23 protein-coding genes are annotated in these 16,864 nt (G+C 40.7%); all 23 read left to right on the forward strand.

The annotated features are described in order from the left end of the window. The coding region (locus tag VK080_RS01060; RefSeq protein ID WP_324222953.1) for a flagellar hook-basal body complex protein at positions 1–250 on the forward strand (250 nt) is incomplete at its 5' end. A gap of 48 nt (positions 251–298) precedes the next feature. After that, entirely contained in the window at positions 299–517 is a 219-nt protein-coding gene (locus VK080_RS01065; RefSeq protein ID WP_324222954.1) for a flagellar FlbD family protein, read from the forward strand. Beyond that, positions 504–929 carry a flagellar basal body-associated protein FliL gene (gene fliL, locus VK080_RS01070; RefSeq protein ID WP_324222975.1) on the forward strand — a complete coding sequence of 142 codons (426 nt, stop codon included), beginning with the start codon at positions 504–506 and terminating at the stop codon, positions 927–929. The genes VK080_RS01065 and fliL overlap by 14 nt, the downstream gene beginning before the upstream one ends. A 35-nt stretch (positions 930–964) precedes the next feature. After that, a complete protein-coding gene (gene fliM, locus VK080_RS01075) occupies positions 965–1,960 on the forward strand; it encodes a flagellar motor switch protein FliM (protein WP_324222955.1) in 996 nt (331 codons plus the stop codon). After that, positions 1,950–3,095, forward strand: coding sequence for a flagellar motor switch phosphatase FliY (gene fliY / locus VK080_RS01080; protein WP_324222956.1), 1,146 nt, complete (start codon positions 1,950–1,952; stop codon positions 3,093–3,095). The genes fliM and fliY overlap by 11 nt, the downstream gene beginning before the upstream one ends. A 25-nt stretch (positions 3,096–3,120) precedes the next feature. Next, entirely contained in the window at positions 3,121–3,483 is a 363-nt protein-coding gene (locus tag VK080_RS01085) for a response regulator (protein ID WP_324222957.1), read from the forward strand. A gap of 16 nt (positions 3,484–3,499) precedes the next feature. Next, complete coding sequence (locus tag VK080_RS01090; RefSeq protein WP_324222958.1) at positions 3,500–4,153, forward strand: flagellar biosynthetic protein FliO; 654 nt, start codon at positions 3,500–3,502, stop codon at positions 4,151–4,153. Next, positions 4,146–4,811: a flagellar type III secretion system pore protein FliP gene (fliP, locus tag VK080_RS01095; protein ID WP_324222959.1), complete on the forward strand. Its 666-nt coding sequence runs from the start codon at positions 4,146–4,148 to the stop codon at positions 4,809–4,811. Before VK080_RS01090 ends, fliP begins: the two co-directional genes overlap by 8 nt. A gap of 15 nt (positions 4,812–4,826) precedes the next feature. Continuing rightward, positions 4,827–5,096: a flagellar biosynthesis protein FliQ gene (gene fliQ / locus VK080_RS01100; protein WP_324222960.1), complete on the forward strand. Its 270-nt coding sequence runs from the start codon at positions 4,827–4,829 to the stop codon at positions 5,094–5,096. Positions 5,097–5,099: 3 nt separating this feature from the next. Continuing rightward, positions 5,100–5,879, forward strand: coding sequence for a flagellar biosynthetic protein FliR (gene fliR / locus VK080_RS01105; protein WP_324222961.1), 780 nt, complete (start codon positions 5,100–5,102; stop codon positions 5,877–5,879). A gap of 1 nt (position 5,880) precedes the next feature. After that, positions 5,881–6,966 carry a flagellar biosynthesis protein FlhB gene (gene flhB, locus VK080_RS01110; protein WP_324222962.1) on the forward strand — a complete coding sequence of 362 codons (1,086 nt, stop codon included), beginning with the start codon at positions 5,881–5,883 and terminating at the stop codon, positions 6,964–6,966. Positions 6,967–6,989: 23 nt separating this feature from the next. Continuing rightward, a complete protein-coding gene (gene flhA, locus VK080_RS01115) occupies positions 6,990–9,023 on the forward strand; it encodes a flagellar biosynthesis protein FlhA (protein ID WP_324222963.1) in 2,034 nt (677 codons plus the stop codon). Beyond that, entirely contained in the window at positions 9,020–10,135 is a 1,116-nt protein-coding gene (flhF, locus tag VK080_RS01120; RefSeq protein WP_324222964.1) for a flagellar biosynthesis protein FlhF, read from the forward strand. Before flhA ends, flhF begins: the two co-directional genes overlap by 4 nt. After that, positions 10,125–10,994 carry a MinD/ParA family protein gene (locus tag VK080_RS01125; RefSeq protein WP_324222965.1) on the forward strand — a complete coding sequence of 290 codons (870 nt, stop codon included), beginning with the start codon at positions 10,125–10,127 and terminating at the stop codon, positions 10,992–10,994. Before flhF ends, VK080_RS01125 begins: the two co-directional genes overlap by 11 nt. Before the next feature lie 4 nt (positions 10,995–10,998). Beyond that, on the forward strand, positions 10,999–11,598 hold the full coding sequence (locus tag VK080_RS01130; RefSeq protein ID WP_324222966.1) for a CheB methylesterase domain-containing protein: 600 nt from the start codon (positions 10,999–11,001) through the stop codon (positions 11,596–11,598). 52 nt (positions 11,599–11,650) lie between these two features. After that, a complete protein-coding gene (locus VK080_RS01135; RefSeq protein WP_324222967.1) occupies positions 11,651–12,121 on the forward strand; it encodes a chemotaxis protein CheW in 471 nt (156 codons plus the stop codon). A gap of 7 nt (positions 12,122–12,128) precedes the next feature. Next, on the forward strand, positions 12,129–12,761 hold the full coding sequence (locus VK080_RS01140) for a chemotaxis protein CheC (RefSeq protein ID WP_324222968.1): 633 nt from the start codon (positions 12,129–12,131) through the stop codon (positions 12,759–12,761). Then, entirely contained in the window at positions 12,754–13,251 is a 498-nt protein-coding gene (locus VK080_RS01145; RefSeq protein WP_324222969.1) for a chemotaxis protein CheD, read from the forward strand. Before VK080_RS01140 ends, VK080_RS01145 begins: the two co-directional genes overlap by 8 nt. A gap of 71 nt (positions 13,252–13,322) precedes the next feature. Beyond that, positions 13,323–14,099 carry a FliA/WhiG family RNA polymerase sigma factor gene (locus VK080_RS01150; RefSeq protein WP_324222970.1) on the forward strand — a complete coding sequence of 259 codons (777 nt, stop codon included), beginning with the start codon at positions 13,323–13,325 and terminating at the stop codon, positions 14,097–14,099. A 114-nt stretch (positions 14,100–14,213) separates the two neighbouring features. Then, positions 14,214–14,513, forward strand: a complete 300-nt coding sequence (locus tag VK080_RS01155; RefSeq protein WP_324222971.1) for a hypothetical protein — start codon at positions 14,214–14,216, stop codon at positions 14,511–14,513. Between the two features lie 18 nt (positions 14,514–14,531). Continuing rightward, a complete protein-coding gene (locus tag VK080_RS01160) occupies positions 14,532–14,966 on the forward strand; it encodes a helix-turn-helix domain-containing protein (RefSeq protein WP_324222972.1) in 435 nt (144 codons plus the stop codon). A gap of 171 nt (positions 14,967–15,137) precedes the next feature. Beyond that, a complete protein-coding gene (gene rpsB / locus VK080_RS01165) occupies positions 15,138–15,899 on the forward strand; it encodes a 30S ribosomal protein S2 (RefSeq protein ID WP_324222973.1) in 762 nt (253 codons plus the stop codon). Positions 15,900–15,990: 91 nt separating this feature from the next. Beyond that, a partial coding sequence (tsf, locus tag VK080_RS01170) for a translation elongation factor Ts (protein ID WP_324222974.1) occupies positions 15,991–16,864 on the forward strand: 874 nt, incomplete at its 3' end.

Below are 16,864 nucleotides of genomic sequence, written 5' to 3' on the forward strand. Positions count from 1 at the left end.
TCCGGAAGGTCTTCAAAAAGATGGTGGAAGCATATATCTCGAAACAAATAATTCAGGCGTACCTACAATACAAGAGCCTGAGACTGGTGGTGCTGCAACAATCGTCAGCGGGGCATTGGAGATGTCGAACGTTGACCTTGCTGAGGAATTTACCGAGATGATTACAGCACAGCGCGGTTTCCAGGCGAATACCAGAATCATTACGACATCAGATGAAATCCTGCAAGAGCTTGTCAATCTAAAACGATAATACAGGGAGGCATGGGGGTGTCCATTTTAGAGGCACTCCCGTCATCATATGATTCAGCTGACCAGATTAAATGGAGAACTTTTTACATTAAACGCATTGATGATTGAACAGATTCAATCACATCCGGATACGACGATCACATTAATGAATGGCAAGAAGATCGTTGTTAAAGATTCTGAATCCGATGTTACGACACTCGTGACAAATTATTACCAAAAAATTGGATTGAATAGGTCATTTGAAGAGGTGGATGATGGCAGTGAATAGGGCCGCAAAGACGATGATTACATCTTTGATTGTGTTGTTACTGATTGCAGGTGTTGCACTTATTGTTATTTTAAAGTTTACCGGTGATCAAAACGATGGTCATGCACAATCAATTGATGAAATTGTTGAGCACTCGTATAAAACACCGGAGATCACGACCGATCTGCAGGACGGCAGTTTTGTACGCATTCAATTCCAAGTTATGACAGATAGTAAAAACGCAAAGCAAGAAGTCGAAAAGCGTGAGTTTCAATTAAAAAACATTTTGATAAAGGAACTTGCCAAAATGGATGAGGAAAAATTTAAAACAGGACTGTCCGACTTGGAAGATGTTGTGCAGTTAAAGTTAAATGAGGTGATGACGGAAGGTTCGATTACCGATGTTTACACCATAAAAAAGATTTTACAGTAGGATTGATAGATACTCCGATATGGAGGTGAGGTTTTTTGGCAGAAGAAGTACTTTCGCAACATGAGATTGATTCATTATTATCTGCTATATCATCTGGTGAAATGAATGCGGAAGAATTAAAACAAGAAGAAAATGAACAGAAGGTCCGGGTCTATGATTTTAAAAGGGCTCTCCGGTTTTCCAAAGACCAGATTAGAAGTCTTGCCAGAATTCATGATAATTATGCCCGTTTACTGACGACATATTTCTCAGCACAATTAAGAACATATGTCAATATCTCTGTGGCGTCTGTAGACCAACTGCCTTATGAAGAGTTTATCCGGTCAGTTCCCAAAATGACTGTTTTAAATTTATACAGTGTTCAGCCGTTGGATGGCAGTATTTTAATGGAGGTTAATCCAAATATTGCATATGGCATGCTTGATCGGCTTCTTGGCGGAAAGGGAAGCAGCTTGAATAAGGTGGATAATTTAACAGAAATTGAAACAATGCTGATGTCACAGCTATTTGAAAAAGCATCTGTCAATCTTAAGGAGGCCTGGTCCTCCATAATCGAGATTGATCCTATACTGGAAGATTTTGAGGTCAATCCACAATTTTTGCAAATGGTATCCCCAAATGAAACAGTTATTGTTGTGTCATTAAACACAACAATAGGGGAGACAAGCGGCATGATTAATATTTGTATTCCACATATTGTACTGGAACCGATCATACCAAAATTGTCGGTTCATTACTGGATGCAGACAAACAATAAAGAGAGAGACCCTGAGTCATATGAGAAATTAACAAAAAACATGCAAAAAGTTAAGGTAGAAGCGAAAACACTGCTGGGTGAGGCGACAATCAACATTGGGCAGCTGCTCCATTTACAAAAGGATGACGTTATCGCGTTAAACCAGCCCATTGATGCACCATTACAAATGGAAATCAATCATGAACCAAAATTTTATGTACAGCCTGGCAAATATAACAATAAAATGTCTGTGCAAGTGCTGGAAGAAATAAAAGGGGGGAACGATGATGGATGATGGAAAGCTTTCCCAGGAGGAAATTGATGCGTTGTTAAAAGTCGGTGCGGACGATGATGAGATGGATAACTATGGAACGAATGCTCCAAATTCAGCTGATTATTTATCAACGATTGAAAAAGACACATTAGGTGAAATCGGAAATATTTCGTTTGGAAGCTCGGCAACGACATTGTCAACGCTATTAAATCAAAAAGTTGATATAACAACGCCTGAAATATCCATCATGACAAAGGCGGATTTTGCAAATGAATTTGACTTTGAGCGTGTCAGTATTTATGTCAATTATATAGAAGGTTTCGATGGACAAAATGTTTTTGTGATGAAATCAGAGGATGCAGCGATTATTTCGGATATTATGTTGGGTGGTGATGGGACTTCCCCGGATCAGGAATTGGGAGAAATACACTTAAGTGCTCTCCAGGAGGCCATGAACCAAATGATGGGTACTGCTGCAACCAGTATGTCCACTGTTTTTGAAAAGCGTGTTGATATATCACCACCAACTATCAAACTTGAAAAACCGGATTCTGCCAATACGGCCGAAACAATTTCGGAAGATGGATATATGGTTAAGGTTTCTTTTCATTTAAGGGTTGGCAGTTTGATAGATTCCCATATTATGCAAGTATTACCGATTCCGTTTGCAAAGCAATTCGTTGCACAATTGATGAAAGCATCTTCATCTGATGGACAGAAAGATGCAGCTGCGACTGTCGAGTTGGACAGGCCACAAGAACAAACGAATCAAGAGCAGCGTACAGCTCATACTGAAAATCCACAATACCTGGGGGATCATGTCAGTCAGAATACGTCGTCCATCCAGCAGGCAACTTTCTCGGATTTAGAGCAAGTGGCATTAAATAGCAACGAAAAGCGAAATCTTGATATGCTTTTGGATATCCCGCTGAATGTGTCTGTGGAACTAGGGCGCACCAAAAGGACGGTTAAAGATATTCTGGATTTATCAGCTGGATCAGTTGTTGAATTGGATAAACTTGCCGGGGAGCCGGTTGATATTCTGGTCAATGAAAAATTGATTGCAAAAGGTGAGGTCGTTGTTATTGATGAAAACTTTGGTGTCCGGGTAACAGACATCACCAGCCAATCTGACCGGCTAATGAAGCTGAAATAAATGAGTTTAGGAGGAAATGTCAAACATGGGACAGCGAATCTTAATCGTGGATGATGCAGCATTCATGCGTATGATGATAAAAGATATATTAGTTAAAAACGGCTTTGAGGTTGTTGGTGAAGCACAAGACGGGGTGCAGGCAGTTGAGCAATATAAGGAACTTCAGCCGGATCTTGTCACATTGGATATTACGATGCCGGAAAAAGATGGCCTTGCAGCATTAAAAGAAATTAAAGAAATCGATGCAAATGCAAACGTCATCATGTGCTCAGCGATGGGGCAGCAAGCATTGGTGATTGATGCCATTCAAGCTGGAGCAAAAGACTTTATTGTAAAACCGTTTCAGGCAGATCGTGTTATTGAAGCAATCCGGAAAGTACTGAACTAGGAAACGAGTGAGCAATGTGAGACAGACAATCATATTAACTGTTAGTCTGACAGTACTTTTCGTCACATTATTTACGAGTGGGGCTGTTCAGGCTGCATCCACGAATGTAAAAGACTGTATCGAAAATGAGGACTGCCTCGAGACAGACGAAGCACCTGCAAATGAAACTGAAAACGAACAGAAAAAATCAACGGATGACGTTAGTACAGGGTCATTATTCTTCAATCTCGTAAAAATGGGTTTTGCATTACTGCTCGTTTTGGGGCTTATTTATGGACTCTTAAAATTTTTGAGAAAAAGAAACAAACTTTTTCAGCCAGTGAAGGCATTGGAAAACTTAGGCGGTATTTCTGTCGGTCCCAACAAGTCAGTCCAATTGGTCCGAATCGGGTCAAAAATATTTGTTGTTGGCGTTGGAGAAAATGTTGAACTACTAAAAGAAATTACTGATGAAGCCATTAAAAACGAGTTGTTACATCATGATAATTCCCTTGATGGTCAATCAATGTCATTACTGTCTTCTTTGTTTCAGCAAAAAACTGGTCAGGAAGATAAAAACAAGTCAGCAAATGAGTTCACAAAGCTGTTTTCAACAGAACTGGAAAAATTGAAACAGACCCGTCGTTCGATGATCAACCAGCAAAAACAGAGGGAAGATAAACATGAATGAATTTATTAATATGTTTTCCGGTTCCGATCCCGAAAATATATCGACGTCGGTTCAGTTGCTGCTGTTACTGACTGTATTATCACTGGCGCCAAGTATCCTGATCCTGATGACGAGCTTTACACGGATTGTGATTGTGTTATCGTTTGTCAGAACATCATTGGCAACCCAGCAAATGCCGCCGAATCAAGTTTTAATTGGCTTAGCTTTGTTTTTGACGTTTTTCATTATGGCCCCGACATTCCAGGAAGTGAATGATGAAGCATTACAGCCGCTTTTTGAAGAAGAGATAACACTGGACGAGGCGTATACAAAAGCAAGTGAACCGATCAAAGATTTTATGGCGCGTCATACACGGCAGCAGGATTTGCAATTATTCATGGACTATTCTGAAATGGAACAGCCTGAGGCAGTACAGGATATTCCGCTTACGACATTAGTTCCGGCTTTTGCAATCAGCGAATTAAAAACCGCCTTTCAAATGGGTTTTATGATATTTGTTCCATTTTTGATCATTGATATGGCTGTAGCGAGTGTCCTTATGTCGATGGGGATGATGATGCTGCCGCCTGTTATGATTTCATTACCGTTTAAAATACTCTTATTTGTGCTAGTGGATGGCTGGTATTTGATAACCCAATCCCTATTGCAAGGCTTCTGAGGCAGGTGTGGTCATATGAGCAGTGAGTTTGTCTTAACGTTAGCTGAAAGAGGCGTCTATGTCATTTTGCTTATATCAGGTCCTTTGCTTATTCTGGCATTGGCTGTTGGTCTTCTGGTCAGTATATTTCAGGCAACGACGCAGATTCAGGAGCAAACCCTCGCCTTTATACCCAAAATTATTGCTGTATTGGTTGGGATTGTGTTTTTCGGTCCATGGATGCTGACACAAATAATCGAGTTTACGGTTGATTTATATCAAAATCTGAATCAGTTTGTAGGGTAAAGCATGTTAGAACTTATTAATCTTTCAGCCATTCCTGTTTTTTTACTTATCTTTGTAAGAGTGGCAGCCTTTTTTGTGACACTGCCACTATTCTCATATACAACGATACCAACACCCTTCAAAATCGGGTTTACATTTTTTCTGGCACTTATTGTGTATTATACAGTTGATGCATCTGCTGTTCCGATTGATGATACCTATATATTTTTATTAGTTAAAGAAGCAATCGTCGGGTTATTAATCGGATTGCTTGCTTACATCATCCTGTCAGCGGTACAGATTGCCGGCGGCTTTATTGATTTTCAGATGGGGTTTGCGATTGCCAACGTGATTGATCCGCAGACAGGCGCCCAAAGCCCTTTGATTGGACAATATTTCTATATCGTTGCTCTATTATTTCTATTATCGGTCAATGGGCATCATTTATTAATAGATGGCATCTATTATAGCTATCATTTAATCCCGATGGAGACATTTATACCGTTTGCGGATGGCAGCATCATCGAATTTGTCATCCAAACATTTAATCAAATGTTTTTGATTGCTTTCCAGATGTCGATTCCGATTGTCGGCTGTTTGTTTCTGGTTGATGTCGCGCTGGGTATTATCGCCAGAACCGTTCCGCAGCTGAATGTGTTTGTCGTTGGACTGCCGCTGAAAATTTTTATTAGTTTTGCTGCTATTTTGGTTTTCCTCAGCTTATATGTCGTATTGGTGGACAAATTGTTTGAAACGATGTTTGCTGCCATGAGGGATTTAATGCAATTGTTCGGAGGTGCTTAATGTGTTGTTGAAACTGGATCTGCAGTTTTTCGCAGGTGCTGAAGAAAAAACAGAAAAAGCAACTCCGAAGAAACGGCAGGATGAACGAAAAAAAGGGAAAGTGGCAAAAAGTCAGGATATTAATACAGCATTTCTACTGTTTTTTTGCTTCATGATTTTATTTGTGTCCGGAAGTTTCATGAAAAATAATTTGACAGCGCTCTTCAGGCAGTCATTTACTGAATATATTCACTGGGATGTATCCATCAATTCGATTAACCAAGTGTTAATTGAATCAGCCATTGAAATGGCCAAAATGCTGGCACCTATTATGGCTGTTGCCATCATTGCAGGTTTGGCGGCCAATTTTACACAAATCGGTTTCTTGTTTACGACTGAACCTCTTAAGTTCGATCTCAAAAAGATCGATCCCATTAAGGGGTCCAAAAAGATTTTCTCCGCAAGGGCTTTAGTGGAGCTTTTGAAGGCATTGTTAAAAATTGTGTTTATTGGGGCTATCACATTTTTTGTTATTTGGATATACAAAGACGACATGATGATGCTTGCTTTTAAAACAGCTGAAAACACGCTTGGTTTCTTTGGTGAAGTCACCATTATTATGGGAGTTTCTGCAGCAATCGCATTATTGTTCCTGTCTGTTTTTGATTATGCTTATCAAAAATATGATTTTGAAAAAAACATCAAGATGTCCAAAAAAGATGTTAAAGACGAGCATAAAAACATGGAAGGGGACCCGCAAATTAAATCGAAAATTAAAGAAAAACAGCGTGACATGGCTACACAGCGAATGATGAATGAAGTGCCTTCTGCGGATGTCGTGATTACCAACCCGACACATTACGCTATTGCCGTCAGGTATGATGAAGAAAAAGCCTCCGCCCCCTACATTGTTGCTAAAGGTGCCGATCAGATCGCTTTGAAAATAAAGGAAGTCGCGCAGGCAAACAATGTTGTTACCGTTGAGGACAGACCACTGGCAAGATCGCTATATGTTGCGATTGAAATCGGTGATGTCATACCGGAAGAATTTTACAAAGCAATGGCTGAGATTTTAGCTTATGTTTACAGGCTGGAGAAAAAAGTTTAGCGCAGTAAGGGGAGTCAAAAGCAATGAAAGCACGTGATTTATCTGTACTATTAGGCGTTATTTTAATTATTATCATGCTGGTTATCCCATTGCCGGGATGGCTATTAAGTATTCTTATTTTATGCAACATTTCCTTGGCACTTATCGTTATTTTGGTGTCAATGAATACACAAGAGGCGCTGCAATTTTCCATATTTCCTTCCCTTTTATTGCTGTTAACCTTATTCCGGCTTGGGTTAAACGTATCGACTACCAGATCGATTTTATCAGAAGCTGATGCCGGTGGTGTTGTTGATACGTTTGGTTCGTTTGTCATTGGCAATAATCCGTTAGTCGGTTTTGTCGTATTTGTTATTTTGGTCATCATTCAATTTCTGGTTATAACGAAAGGCGCCGAACGGGTGTCAGAGGTTGCTGCACGTTTTACACTGGATGCGATGCCGGGTAAGCAGATGAGTATTGATGCTGATTTGAATGCCGGTCTTATTTCTGAGCAACAGGCAAAAGAACGACGTGAAAAAGTAGAGAATGAAGCAGACTTCCATGGCGCGATGGATGGTGCCAGCAAATTTGTGAAAGGTGACGCCATTGCGGGTATAATTATTGTGTTAATTAATATTATATTTGGCTTAATCATTGGTATGGTCCAGATGGATTTTACCTTTACAGAGGCCATCAACACATATATGCGGCTGACAGTTGGTGATGGATTGGTCAGTCAGATCCCTGCCTTATTAATTGCCACCGCGACAGGGATTGTCGTAACGAAAACAACATCAGAAGGTAACTTGGGCAGTGATGTAACAGATCAGCTGCTGCAATATCCGAAACTGTTGTTTATTGCAGCAGGGACCATATTCTTTCTTGGATTTACACCAATCAACTTCCTGTTAACGACTGTGCTTGCTTGCTTTTTAGCATTAGGTGGTTATGTACTGTTAAGACAAACGAATGAACAAGAAGAACCGGATATCGAGGAAGCGGAACAAACGGAAGCCTCGTCCATGAAATCACCTGAGAATGTTGTCAATCTGCTGAGTATGGATCCAATCGAATTTGAATTTGGCTATGCACTCATTCCGCTGGTGGATGCAGATCAAGGCGGTGATTTATTGGATCGTGTCGTGATGATCCGGCGGCAGCTGGCAATTGAGTTGGGTATTGTCGTCCCGGTTGTCAGAATCCGTGACAACATTCAGCTTGAACCAAATGAATACAGGCTAAAAATAAAGGGGAATGCAGTTGCTTCCGGTGAACTGCTGCTGGATCACTATTTGGCCATGACACCTGATATGGATGACGATGACATAGAGGGTATTGACACAAAAGAGCCTGCTTTCGGGCTGCCGGCCAAATGGATCAGCGAAGAAAATAAGGATGAGGCGGAGTTATCAGGCTATACAGTCGTTGATCCGCCGTCAGTTGTTTCCACCCATATTACAGAAGTGATCAAACAGCATGCCCATTCGCTGTTGGGACGTCAGGAAACAAAGCAGTTAATCGATCATTTAAAAGAAAGCTATCCAATCCTTGTCGAAGAAGTCACGCCGGATCCATTAGCTGTTGGTGATGTGCAGAAAGTACTTGCAAAATTGCTCCGGGAAAATATTTCGATCCGTAATTTACCTGTCATATTTGAAACACTGGCAGACTTTGGCAAGATAACAAATGATACTGAACTGCTTGGGGAATATGTCAGACAAGCATTAGCACCGCAAATCACCAGACAGTACGCAGGTGATGATATGTCATTACGTGTGATAACCGTATCAGGCAAAGTCGAAAAAATGATTGCCGAAAATATCCAGCAAACAGAGCATGGCAATTATTTAGCATTGGATCCGGAATCACAGGAGCAAATCATTAAAACGATTCATGATGAAGCTGAAAAAATCGCCTTACAGGAAGAGACAGCCATTGTATTATGCTCGCCTGCCATCAGGATGTATTTAAAACAGCTGCTGGAACGCTTTCTGCCACAAGTGGTTGTGTTATCGTATAACGAACTGGAACCGAGTGTCCAAGTACAAAGTGTTGGGGTGGTGAATGTAGCATGAAGGTAAAAAAATATACAGCGCCAACGATGCCAGAGGCTATGAACCGGATCCGCAAAGAACTGGGGCCCGAAGCTGTGATTTTAAATTCAAGAGAAATATTCAAGGGCGGATTTTTAGGCCTTTTCAAAAAACGGAACATTGAAGTTGTTGCTGCACTGGATCCGGAGCCTAAAGCTACTTCAAAACAGAATGAGGCAAAACCGCCAGTCAATACGAAACAGAAGACACAAATCAATGCACAGCCGATTTTAAATGAGCTAAAACAGGTCAGGAAAATGGTGGAACTTCAGACTGTAAACAGTCATGATTATCCCGGCAATTATCAAGTCATCTATAACGATTTAACACAACAGGAAATAGATGAGGATTTGGCCAAAAGTATTATGGATAACGTTATCAGCAAGCAGGAAGAGGAAAATCATGCTGCTCCGGACCAGGACGATGTTATGACGGATGTGAAACGTGAGATTGAAAATAGATTAAATGCACTGAACTTTGAAAGTTTACCAAAAAATAAGAAGCTCATCCAATTTGTAGGTCCTACAGGTGTCGGGAAAACAACAACGATTGCTAAAGTCGCAGCGTCCAGCATGATTAACGAAAAGAAGCAGGTCGCCCTAATTACCGCTGACACATATCGGATTGCAGCAATTGAACAACTAAAAACTTATGCCAATATACTCAATATCCCACTGGCAGTTGTTTATGATTTGAATGATTATAAAGCAGCTATCGAAAAATTTGCTTCTTGTGACTTAATATTGGTTGATACAGCCGGAAGAAATTTTCTGGATGAAACATATGTATACGATTTGCAAAAGATCATTTCATTCAATGGGCATGATGCTGAAACGTATCTTGTTCTCTCCCTGACGGCTAAAGCAAATGATATCATGGCGATATATCATCAATTTCAGCATTTGCCAATACAAAACGTCATATTCACCAAAGTGGACGAGACACGGCAATATGGCAGTATATTGAATATCGCATTAAAGAATCAGCTGGGCATTGCCTTTATGACAAATGGCCAGGATGTTCCGGATGATATTATAAGGCCGTCACCACAAATGATCAGCGAATTGATAGCAGGTGAAAAGCATGTCACATGATCAGGCGCGAAATTTGAGAAGGGAAATGGGAAGTACCCGGAACTTTCGGGAAGCCAAAACAATCGCATTCGCAAGCGGTAAAGGCGGCGCCGGTAAATCAAATATCGCTTTGAATTTTTCACTGGCGTTATTGAACCATGACAAAAAAGTGCTGTTGTTTGATCTTGATTTTGGGATGGGGAATCTTGATATTTTACTGGGTATGGAGACTGAAGCGACGATTGTCGATATGTTCAAAGGGCATTTACCCATTCATGATATTATTCAAACCGGACCGGGCGGGCTCGAATATGTAGCAGCCGGTTCGGGATTAAATGATATCTTCACACTGGAACAGGACGAAAAGAATCATTTTTTCCGGCAATATGAGGCATTAATTCATTTATATGATTATATTATTTTTGACATGGGGGCAGGCGCAACCCATGATTTGCTGTCATTTATTATGGCATCAGACGAGTGTATTGTTGTCACAACACCTGAACCTACATCCATCACAGATGCATATGGCATGATCAAACATATTGTGAACAACAATCCTGATTTGCCAATCTCGGTTATTATGAATCGTGCAAAATCAGATAAATATGGTCAGCAAGCCCTTGAAAGATTTCGCCGGATAATTGTGCAATTTCTGGCTATCGACATACGGAAGCTGGGAACATTGCCCGATGATAAAACCGTTTCTGCTGCTGTTCTGCGGCAAATACCTTATCTTTTTTTAGATGAAAAAGCTGCCATATCAAAGGCGCTGAGAAAGCTTGCTGCCAATTATTTAACAGACCAATCATTGACCAAAGGAAACAGCTCATCATTTACCTTTGTACAAAAACTAAAAAAGTTCATGCTGGAGAGGTAGACCTATGAAACGCACACCTGACACGATTGTTGGAATCGGAGCTTCAACCGGCGGACCAAAAGCATTAAAGCAAGTTCTGGCCGATTTGCCGGATGATTTTTCGGCCGCGATTCTGATTGTACAGCATATGCCGGCAGGATTTACCCGGTCGCTTGCCAAACGATTGGATCAGGCAGTAAACATACGCGTCAAAGAAGCAACTCACGGGGAAATAATCGAACATCATACAGCTTACCTGGCACCTGGTGACTATCATATGAAAGTGGAGAATCCCGGTGGAAACTATACGATTCAACTGACGAAGGAGAAACAAATACATGGACAAAGGCCTTCTGTTGATGTTCTTTTTGAATCAATGGCATATTTGCAGGATGTTCATAAAATTGTCGTCGTATTAACCGGAATGGGAGCAGACGGGGCCGAGGGACTCAAATTTTTAAAGACGTATCATAAAGATGCTGCAGTCATAGCAGAATCAGAGCAAACCTCAGTCGTTTACGGAATGCCCAAAGCAGCAGTGGAAACAAGTCTTGTGAATCAGAGCGCACCAGTACAAAAAATCGGGTCGATGATTAACACCCTTGTAACAATGAGGCATCGTTAATCATCAAAAGTCATGCTCTAATCGAATGTAATGCTCAATAGGGGGAGTCAAGATGAATGAAGAAACAGCTGTTAACCGTAAAGTGATCGTGTTTCAACTGGATAATGAAGAATATGCTGTATCGGTTCATCAGGTCAAATCAATTGAACGAATACAGACCATCACGAGAGTACCGCAAACATCTGATTGTGTTAAAGGCGTTATCAATTTGCATGGTATTGTGACGCCGGTTATTGATTTAAGAGCGCGTTTTGGCATGGAAAAAATTGATTTCAAAGATTCCAGCCGGATTATTATTGTATTTGTGGATGATATGGAAGTTGGTCTGATTGCAGATGCAGCAAATGATGTTATGGATATTCCGGAAAGTGCCATTGAACCTGCACCGGAAGTAGTCGGTTCAGCCAGCATTGAGTATATTGAAGGTGTTGCTAAGATTGATGACCGGTTACTCATATTGCTTCACTTAAGAAGTGTTTTGTCGCCGGAGGAAGTAAATGAATTAAATGTGGCAAGGGGTTGAAGACATCATGGAACCAAACCGTTTGTCTGCATTTCAATTGGATGTATTACGTGAGGCGGGGAATATTGGTGCAGGTCATGCAACAACGTCGATGTCAAAACTCATGAACAACAAGGTTGATATGCAAGTACCATCAGTCCATATTATGCCATTTGATGAAGTTTTGGAATGGATAGGTGCATCAGACACCCCTGTTGCAGGCATTATGATTCGTATATATGGGGATGCCCCTGGAACTGTTTATTTTATACTGCATGTTGAAGAGGCTGAATCCCTGGTCAAAAGTATGACACAACACTCAGACATACAATTGGTTCACGGCGAGACAAATCACTTTGCAGAATCTGCTATAAAAGAAACCGGTAATATTCTGACTGGTTCTTATTTATCAGCGCTTTCTGATTTTACCGGACTTCATATGCAGCCATCTGTTCCATTCTTACACATCGATATGGCCGGTGCCATTGTATCACATGCACTTATTGAAGTTTCACAAGTTACTGATCATGCCCTGATTATCGAAACTGAAATCAGCTATGGCGGCAAGAGTCATCGCATTCATGGCAATTTTTTATTCTTGCCTGATCCCGGATCGTTTTTGAAACTGTTTCAATCATTAGGAATTGAAGAAAATGAATAACAGAAACGCAATGATAAAGGTCGGAATAGCCGACCAAAAAATGGCAAAAGCACCAGACAAGATAAAGACGACCGGTCTCGGATCCTGTGTCGGATTAGTCTTATACGACTTGAATAGACAGGTGGCAGGTTTGGCACATATCATGCTTCCGGATTCAAGCTTGGCTAAGCAGGCAAACTTGAATCCATATAAATATGCTGATACGGCAATTGATCGATTGATTGAAAAGTTGTGTTCAGCCGGTGCGGCAAAATATGCTTTAAAGGCAAAAATGGCCGGCGGTGCACAAATGTTTGAATTTGCTTCTAATAATGATTTAATACGGATTGGATCAAGAAACGTTCAGGCTGTACAGGAAAAGCTTAATGAACATCATATCGTGCTAAAAGCGAAGGATGTTGGCGGTAACAGTGGCAGAACAATCGAATTTGATCCCGCTTCAGGCACCTTGAAAATCCGGACAATCTATCAAGGTGAATCAATCATATAATGAAACGATTAAATGGACTGGCCGAACCATCCGTTTAAGTACAGATAAAGAATGAGGGAGGAGCTGAAAGTATGGCAACAAACGAATCTCCTCTAGTGCAGTCATTGTGGGAACAATGGCTGGAACATCATGATCAGTCCGCTGTAAATAAATTGATGGAACATTACATGTATCTTGTGAGTTTTCATGTCGAAAGAATTTCCAGCCATCTGCCGCTTAGTGTGGATAAAGAAGATCTAAAGAGTTTTGGCATGATGGGGTTATTTGATGCATTAACCAAATTTCAGCAAAATCGTGATTTGAAATTTGATACATATGCATCTTTTCGTATACGTGGTACCATTATCGACGGATTGCGAAAAGAAGACTGGCTGCCAAGATCGATCAGGGAAAAAACAAAGAAAGTGGAACAAGTCTCACAGCAGCTGGAACAAATTTATCAGCGGGAGCCGACATCTGAAGAGATTGGCGAAAGACTGCAGATGTCAGCGAAGGAAGTCGAGGAACATACAAGAGATTCACTTGTTGCGAACATATTATCAATTGAGGAAAAACCGGGTAAAGAAAGTGACCATAAAGAAGGAATAGGTTATACAATACCGGATGATTCATCTGTCCAGCCGATTGACCACATATTGCAATCGGAATTAAAAGATGAACTGGTGGAAAGTATAAAATCGCTTAATGAAAATGAACAAATGGTCATCAGTTTGTTTTATCATCAGGAGCTGACGTTGACAGAAATCGGACAGGTTCTTGAATTGACAACATCAAGAATATCCCAGATACACCGAAAAGCATTATTTAAACTGCGAAAATCGCTGCAAAAAATACAGGCTCAGTCTTAATGTGCGTGTTTGAACAACCGATAAAAATTAAATGATAAAGAGGAATTTCCGCAGTTCATCCCGAATGTATAAGTAAGGAATCTGGAACATTTACTTTTCAGGGAGTTGATTCGGTTGGGCTGGAAATCAATCGAAATGCAAGTGGCGCTTCCAAGAACACAGGATGCCGGGCAACTGCAGGAGCAAATGATGAAGCAGAATCAGCATTTTCAAGCGTCACTCGCACAAAGTCAATTGAAAGAAAATATAAAAAAGCGAAACAGCGTACAGCTTTTTGAGGATATTCATGATATTAAAAGGAACGACGAAGGTCGACATCAGCAAGGATATCACACGAGCGGGCAGCACCAGGATCCGGATGAATCATCCATAAAACACCCATACCTTGGCAGGCAAATTGATTTCAGCGGATAGAGGGATGATATGACTTCGATGTTATTGATTTTAAGTTTATTGCTGAACATCATTGCATTCATTGTAATTTTTCAATTGTTTAAGCAAGTACAGTCGTTACGGAAAAGTGAGTCCGGAGAGATGGAAGAGTTGCTGAAAACGTATCTGGACGATATCAAAGCGGAAAACCGGTTTCTTGAGAAAGCTTTAACAGATAAAAGCACGGTGTATGAAAATTATTCAGCGCAAGAAGCACAAATACAGCCGGAAGCGAATATAAAACATGAAGAAAACAGTTACACGCCGCAAACCGATCATGTGACAGATGTGTCTGATTTATCCCTTGAGGCCCAAATATTGCAGCTTCATGATAAAGGCATGACAGTTGAGGATATTGCACGCAAATTAAACTGCGGTAAAACAGAAGCGGAACTGATTATAAAAATAAATAAGAAAGCACATATTAATCCTTGATTGGTCATGATTGTTATGATATATTTATTTTTGGTGTAAAACTTTGTTCACACGCAATGTGAACATAAATACACACGCTCGGGTGATTTGCATATTGGGTGCCATTTCAAAGATGGTCTTTATGCAAAGATGATCTGAAGCGGAGGAAAAAACCATTAGGAGGAATTTTTAATGTCAGTTATTTCAATGAAACAATTACTCGAAGCTGGTGTGCATTTTGGGCATCAAACTCGCCGTTGGAATCCGAAGATGAAGAAATACATCTTCACGGAACGTAACGGCATCTATATCATCGACTTGCAAAAAACAGTTAAAAAAGTTGATGAAGCGTACAACTATGTGAAAGATATTGCGGCAAATGGGGGTTCAATCCTGTTTGTCGGAACAAAAAAACAAGCACAGGATTCTGTTCGTGACGAGGCAACCCGTTCCGGTATGTTTTATGTGAACCAGCGCTGGTTAGGCGGAACATTGACAAATTTCCAGACAATCCGTAAACGTATCAACCGCCTTAAAGATATTGAGCGTATGGAAGAGGACGGTACTTTCGATGTGCTGCCAAAGAAAGAAGTTGTTGGTCTGTTAAAAGAAAAGGACCGCCTTGTTAAGTTTCTCGGCGGTATCAAAGAAATGAATAAATTGCCTGATGCTTTGTTTGTAATTGATCCACGTAAAGAGCGTATTGCAATTGCAGAAGCACATAAATTGAACATCCCGATTATTGCAATGGTTGATACAAATTGCGATCCGGATGAAATTGATTTTGTCATTCCGGCGAATGATGACGCCATTCGTGCTGTAAAACTGATGACATCCAAAATGGCTGATGCCATTCTGGAAGTCAAACAAGGTGAAGAGACAGAAGAAGTGCCGGAAGAAGAACAGCCGGAAAAAGAGGCAGTTGCCGCAGAAACTGAAACAAATAATGAGTAGTATTTAAAAAGGACAGGTGATAAGGGGATAGAGCCTTTTATCACCTTTTTTCAAGGAGATAATAGGTTAAATTACTTAAGGAGGATTTATAATGGCGATTACGGCAAAATTAGTTAAAGAACTTCGTGAGAAAACCGGAGCCGGTATGATGGATTGTAAAAAAGCGCTTCAGGAGACTGATGGCGATATCGATAAAGCAATCGAATTCCTGCGTGAAAAAGGGATGGCGAAAGCTGCCAAAAAAGCCGATCGTATTGCGGCTGAAGGATTAGCCCATATTGAATTTGACGGAAATACGGCAGCACTCCTGGAAGTCAATTGTGAAACGGACTTTGTTACGAAAAATGACCAGTTCAAACAATTACTGTCGGAACTTGGTACACATATTGTCAAACAGAAGCCTGAAACGGTTGAAGAAGCCCTCAAGCAACAATTACATGGTGATGGCGACACGGTTGAACAGTACATTAATGCGGCAGTTGGCAAAATCGGTGAAAAAATTTCACTGCGCCGTTTCACATTACTGAACAAGACAGATAATGATGCATTTGGTGCCTATCTTCATATGGGTGGAACGATTGGTGTGCTGACATTGCTTGAAGGTACAACAGATGAAAACCTTGCAAAAGATATTGCTATGCATGCTGCTGCGGTCAGCCCCCGTTATGTTTCGAAAGACGACGTTCCGGAAGATGAAGTGAACAAAGAGCGTGAGGTGCTGAAAACACAAGCAATGAATGAAGGAAAGCCGGAACATATCGTTGAGAAAATGGTTGAAGGACGCCTGGGTAAATTCTTTGAAGAAATTTGCCTGCTCGAACAGGATTTTGTCAAAGACCCGGATCAAAAAGTGAAGAAATATGTTGCAGATAATAACGCGTCCGTCAGCACATTTGTCCGTTACGAAGTTGGTGAAGGCTTGGAGAAACGTGAAGAAAACTTTGCGGAAGAAGTTATGAATCAGA

The organism is Lentibacillus sp., assembly GCF_035301925.1.
Classification (GTDB): Bacteria; Bacillota; Bacilli; order Bacillales; family Amphibacillaceae; genus Lentibacillus.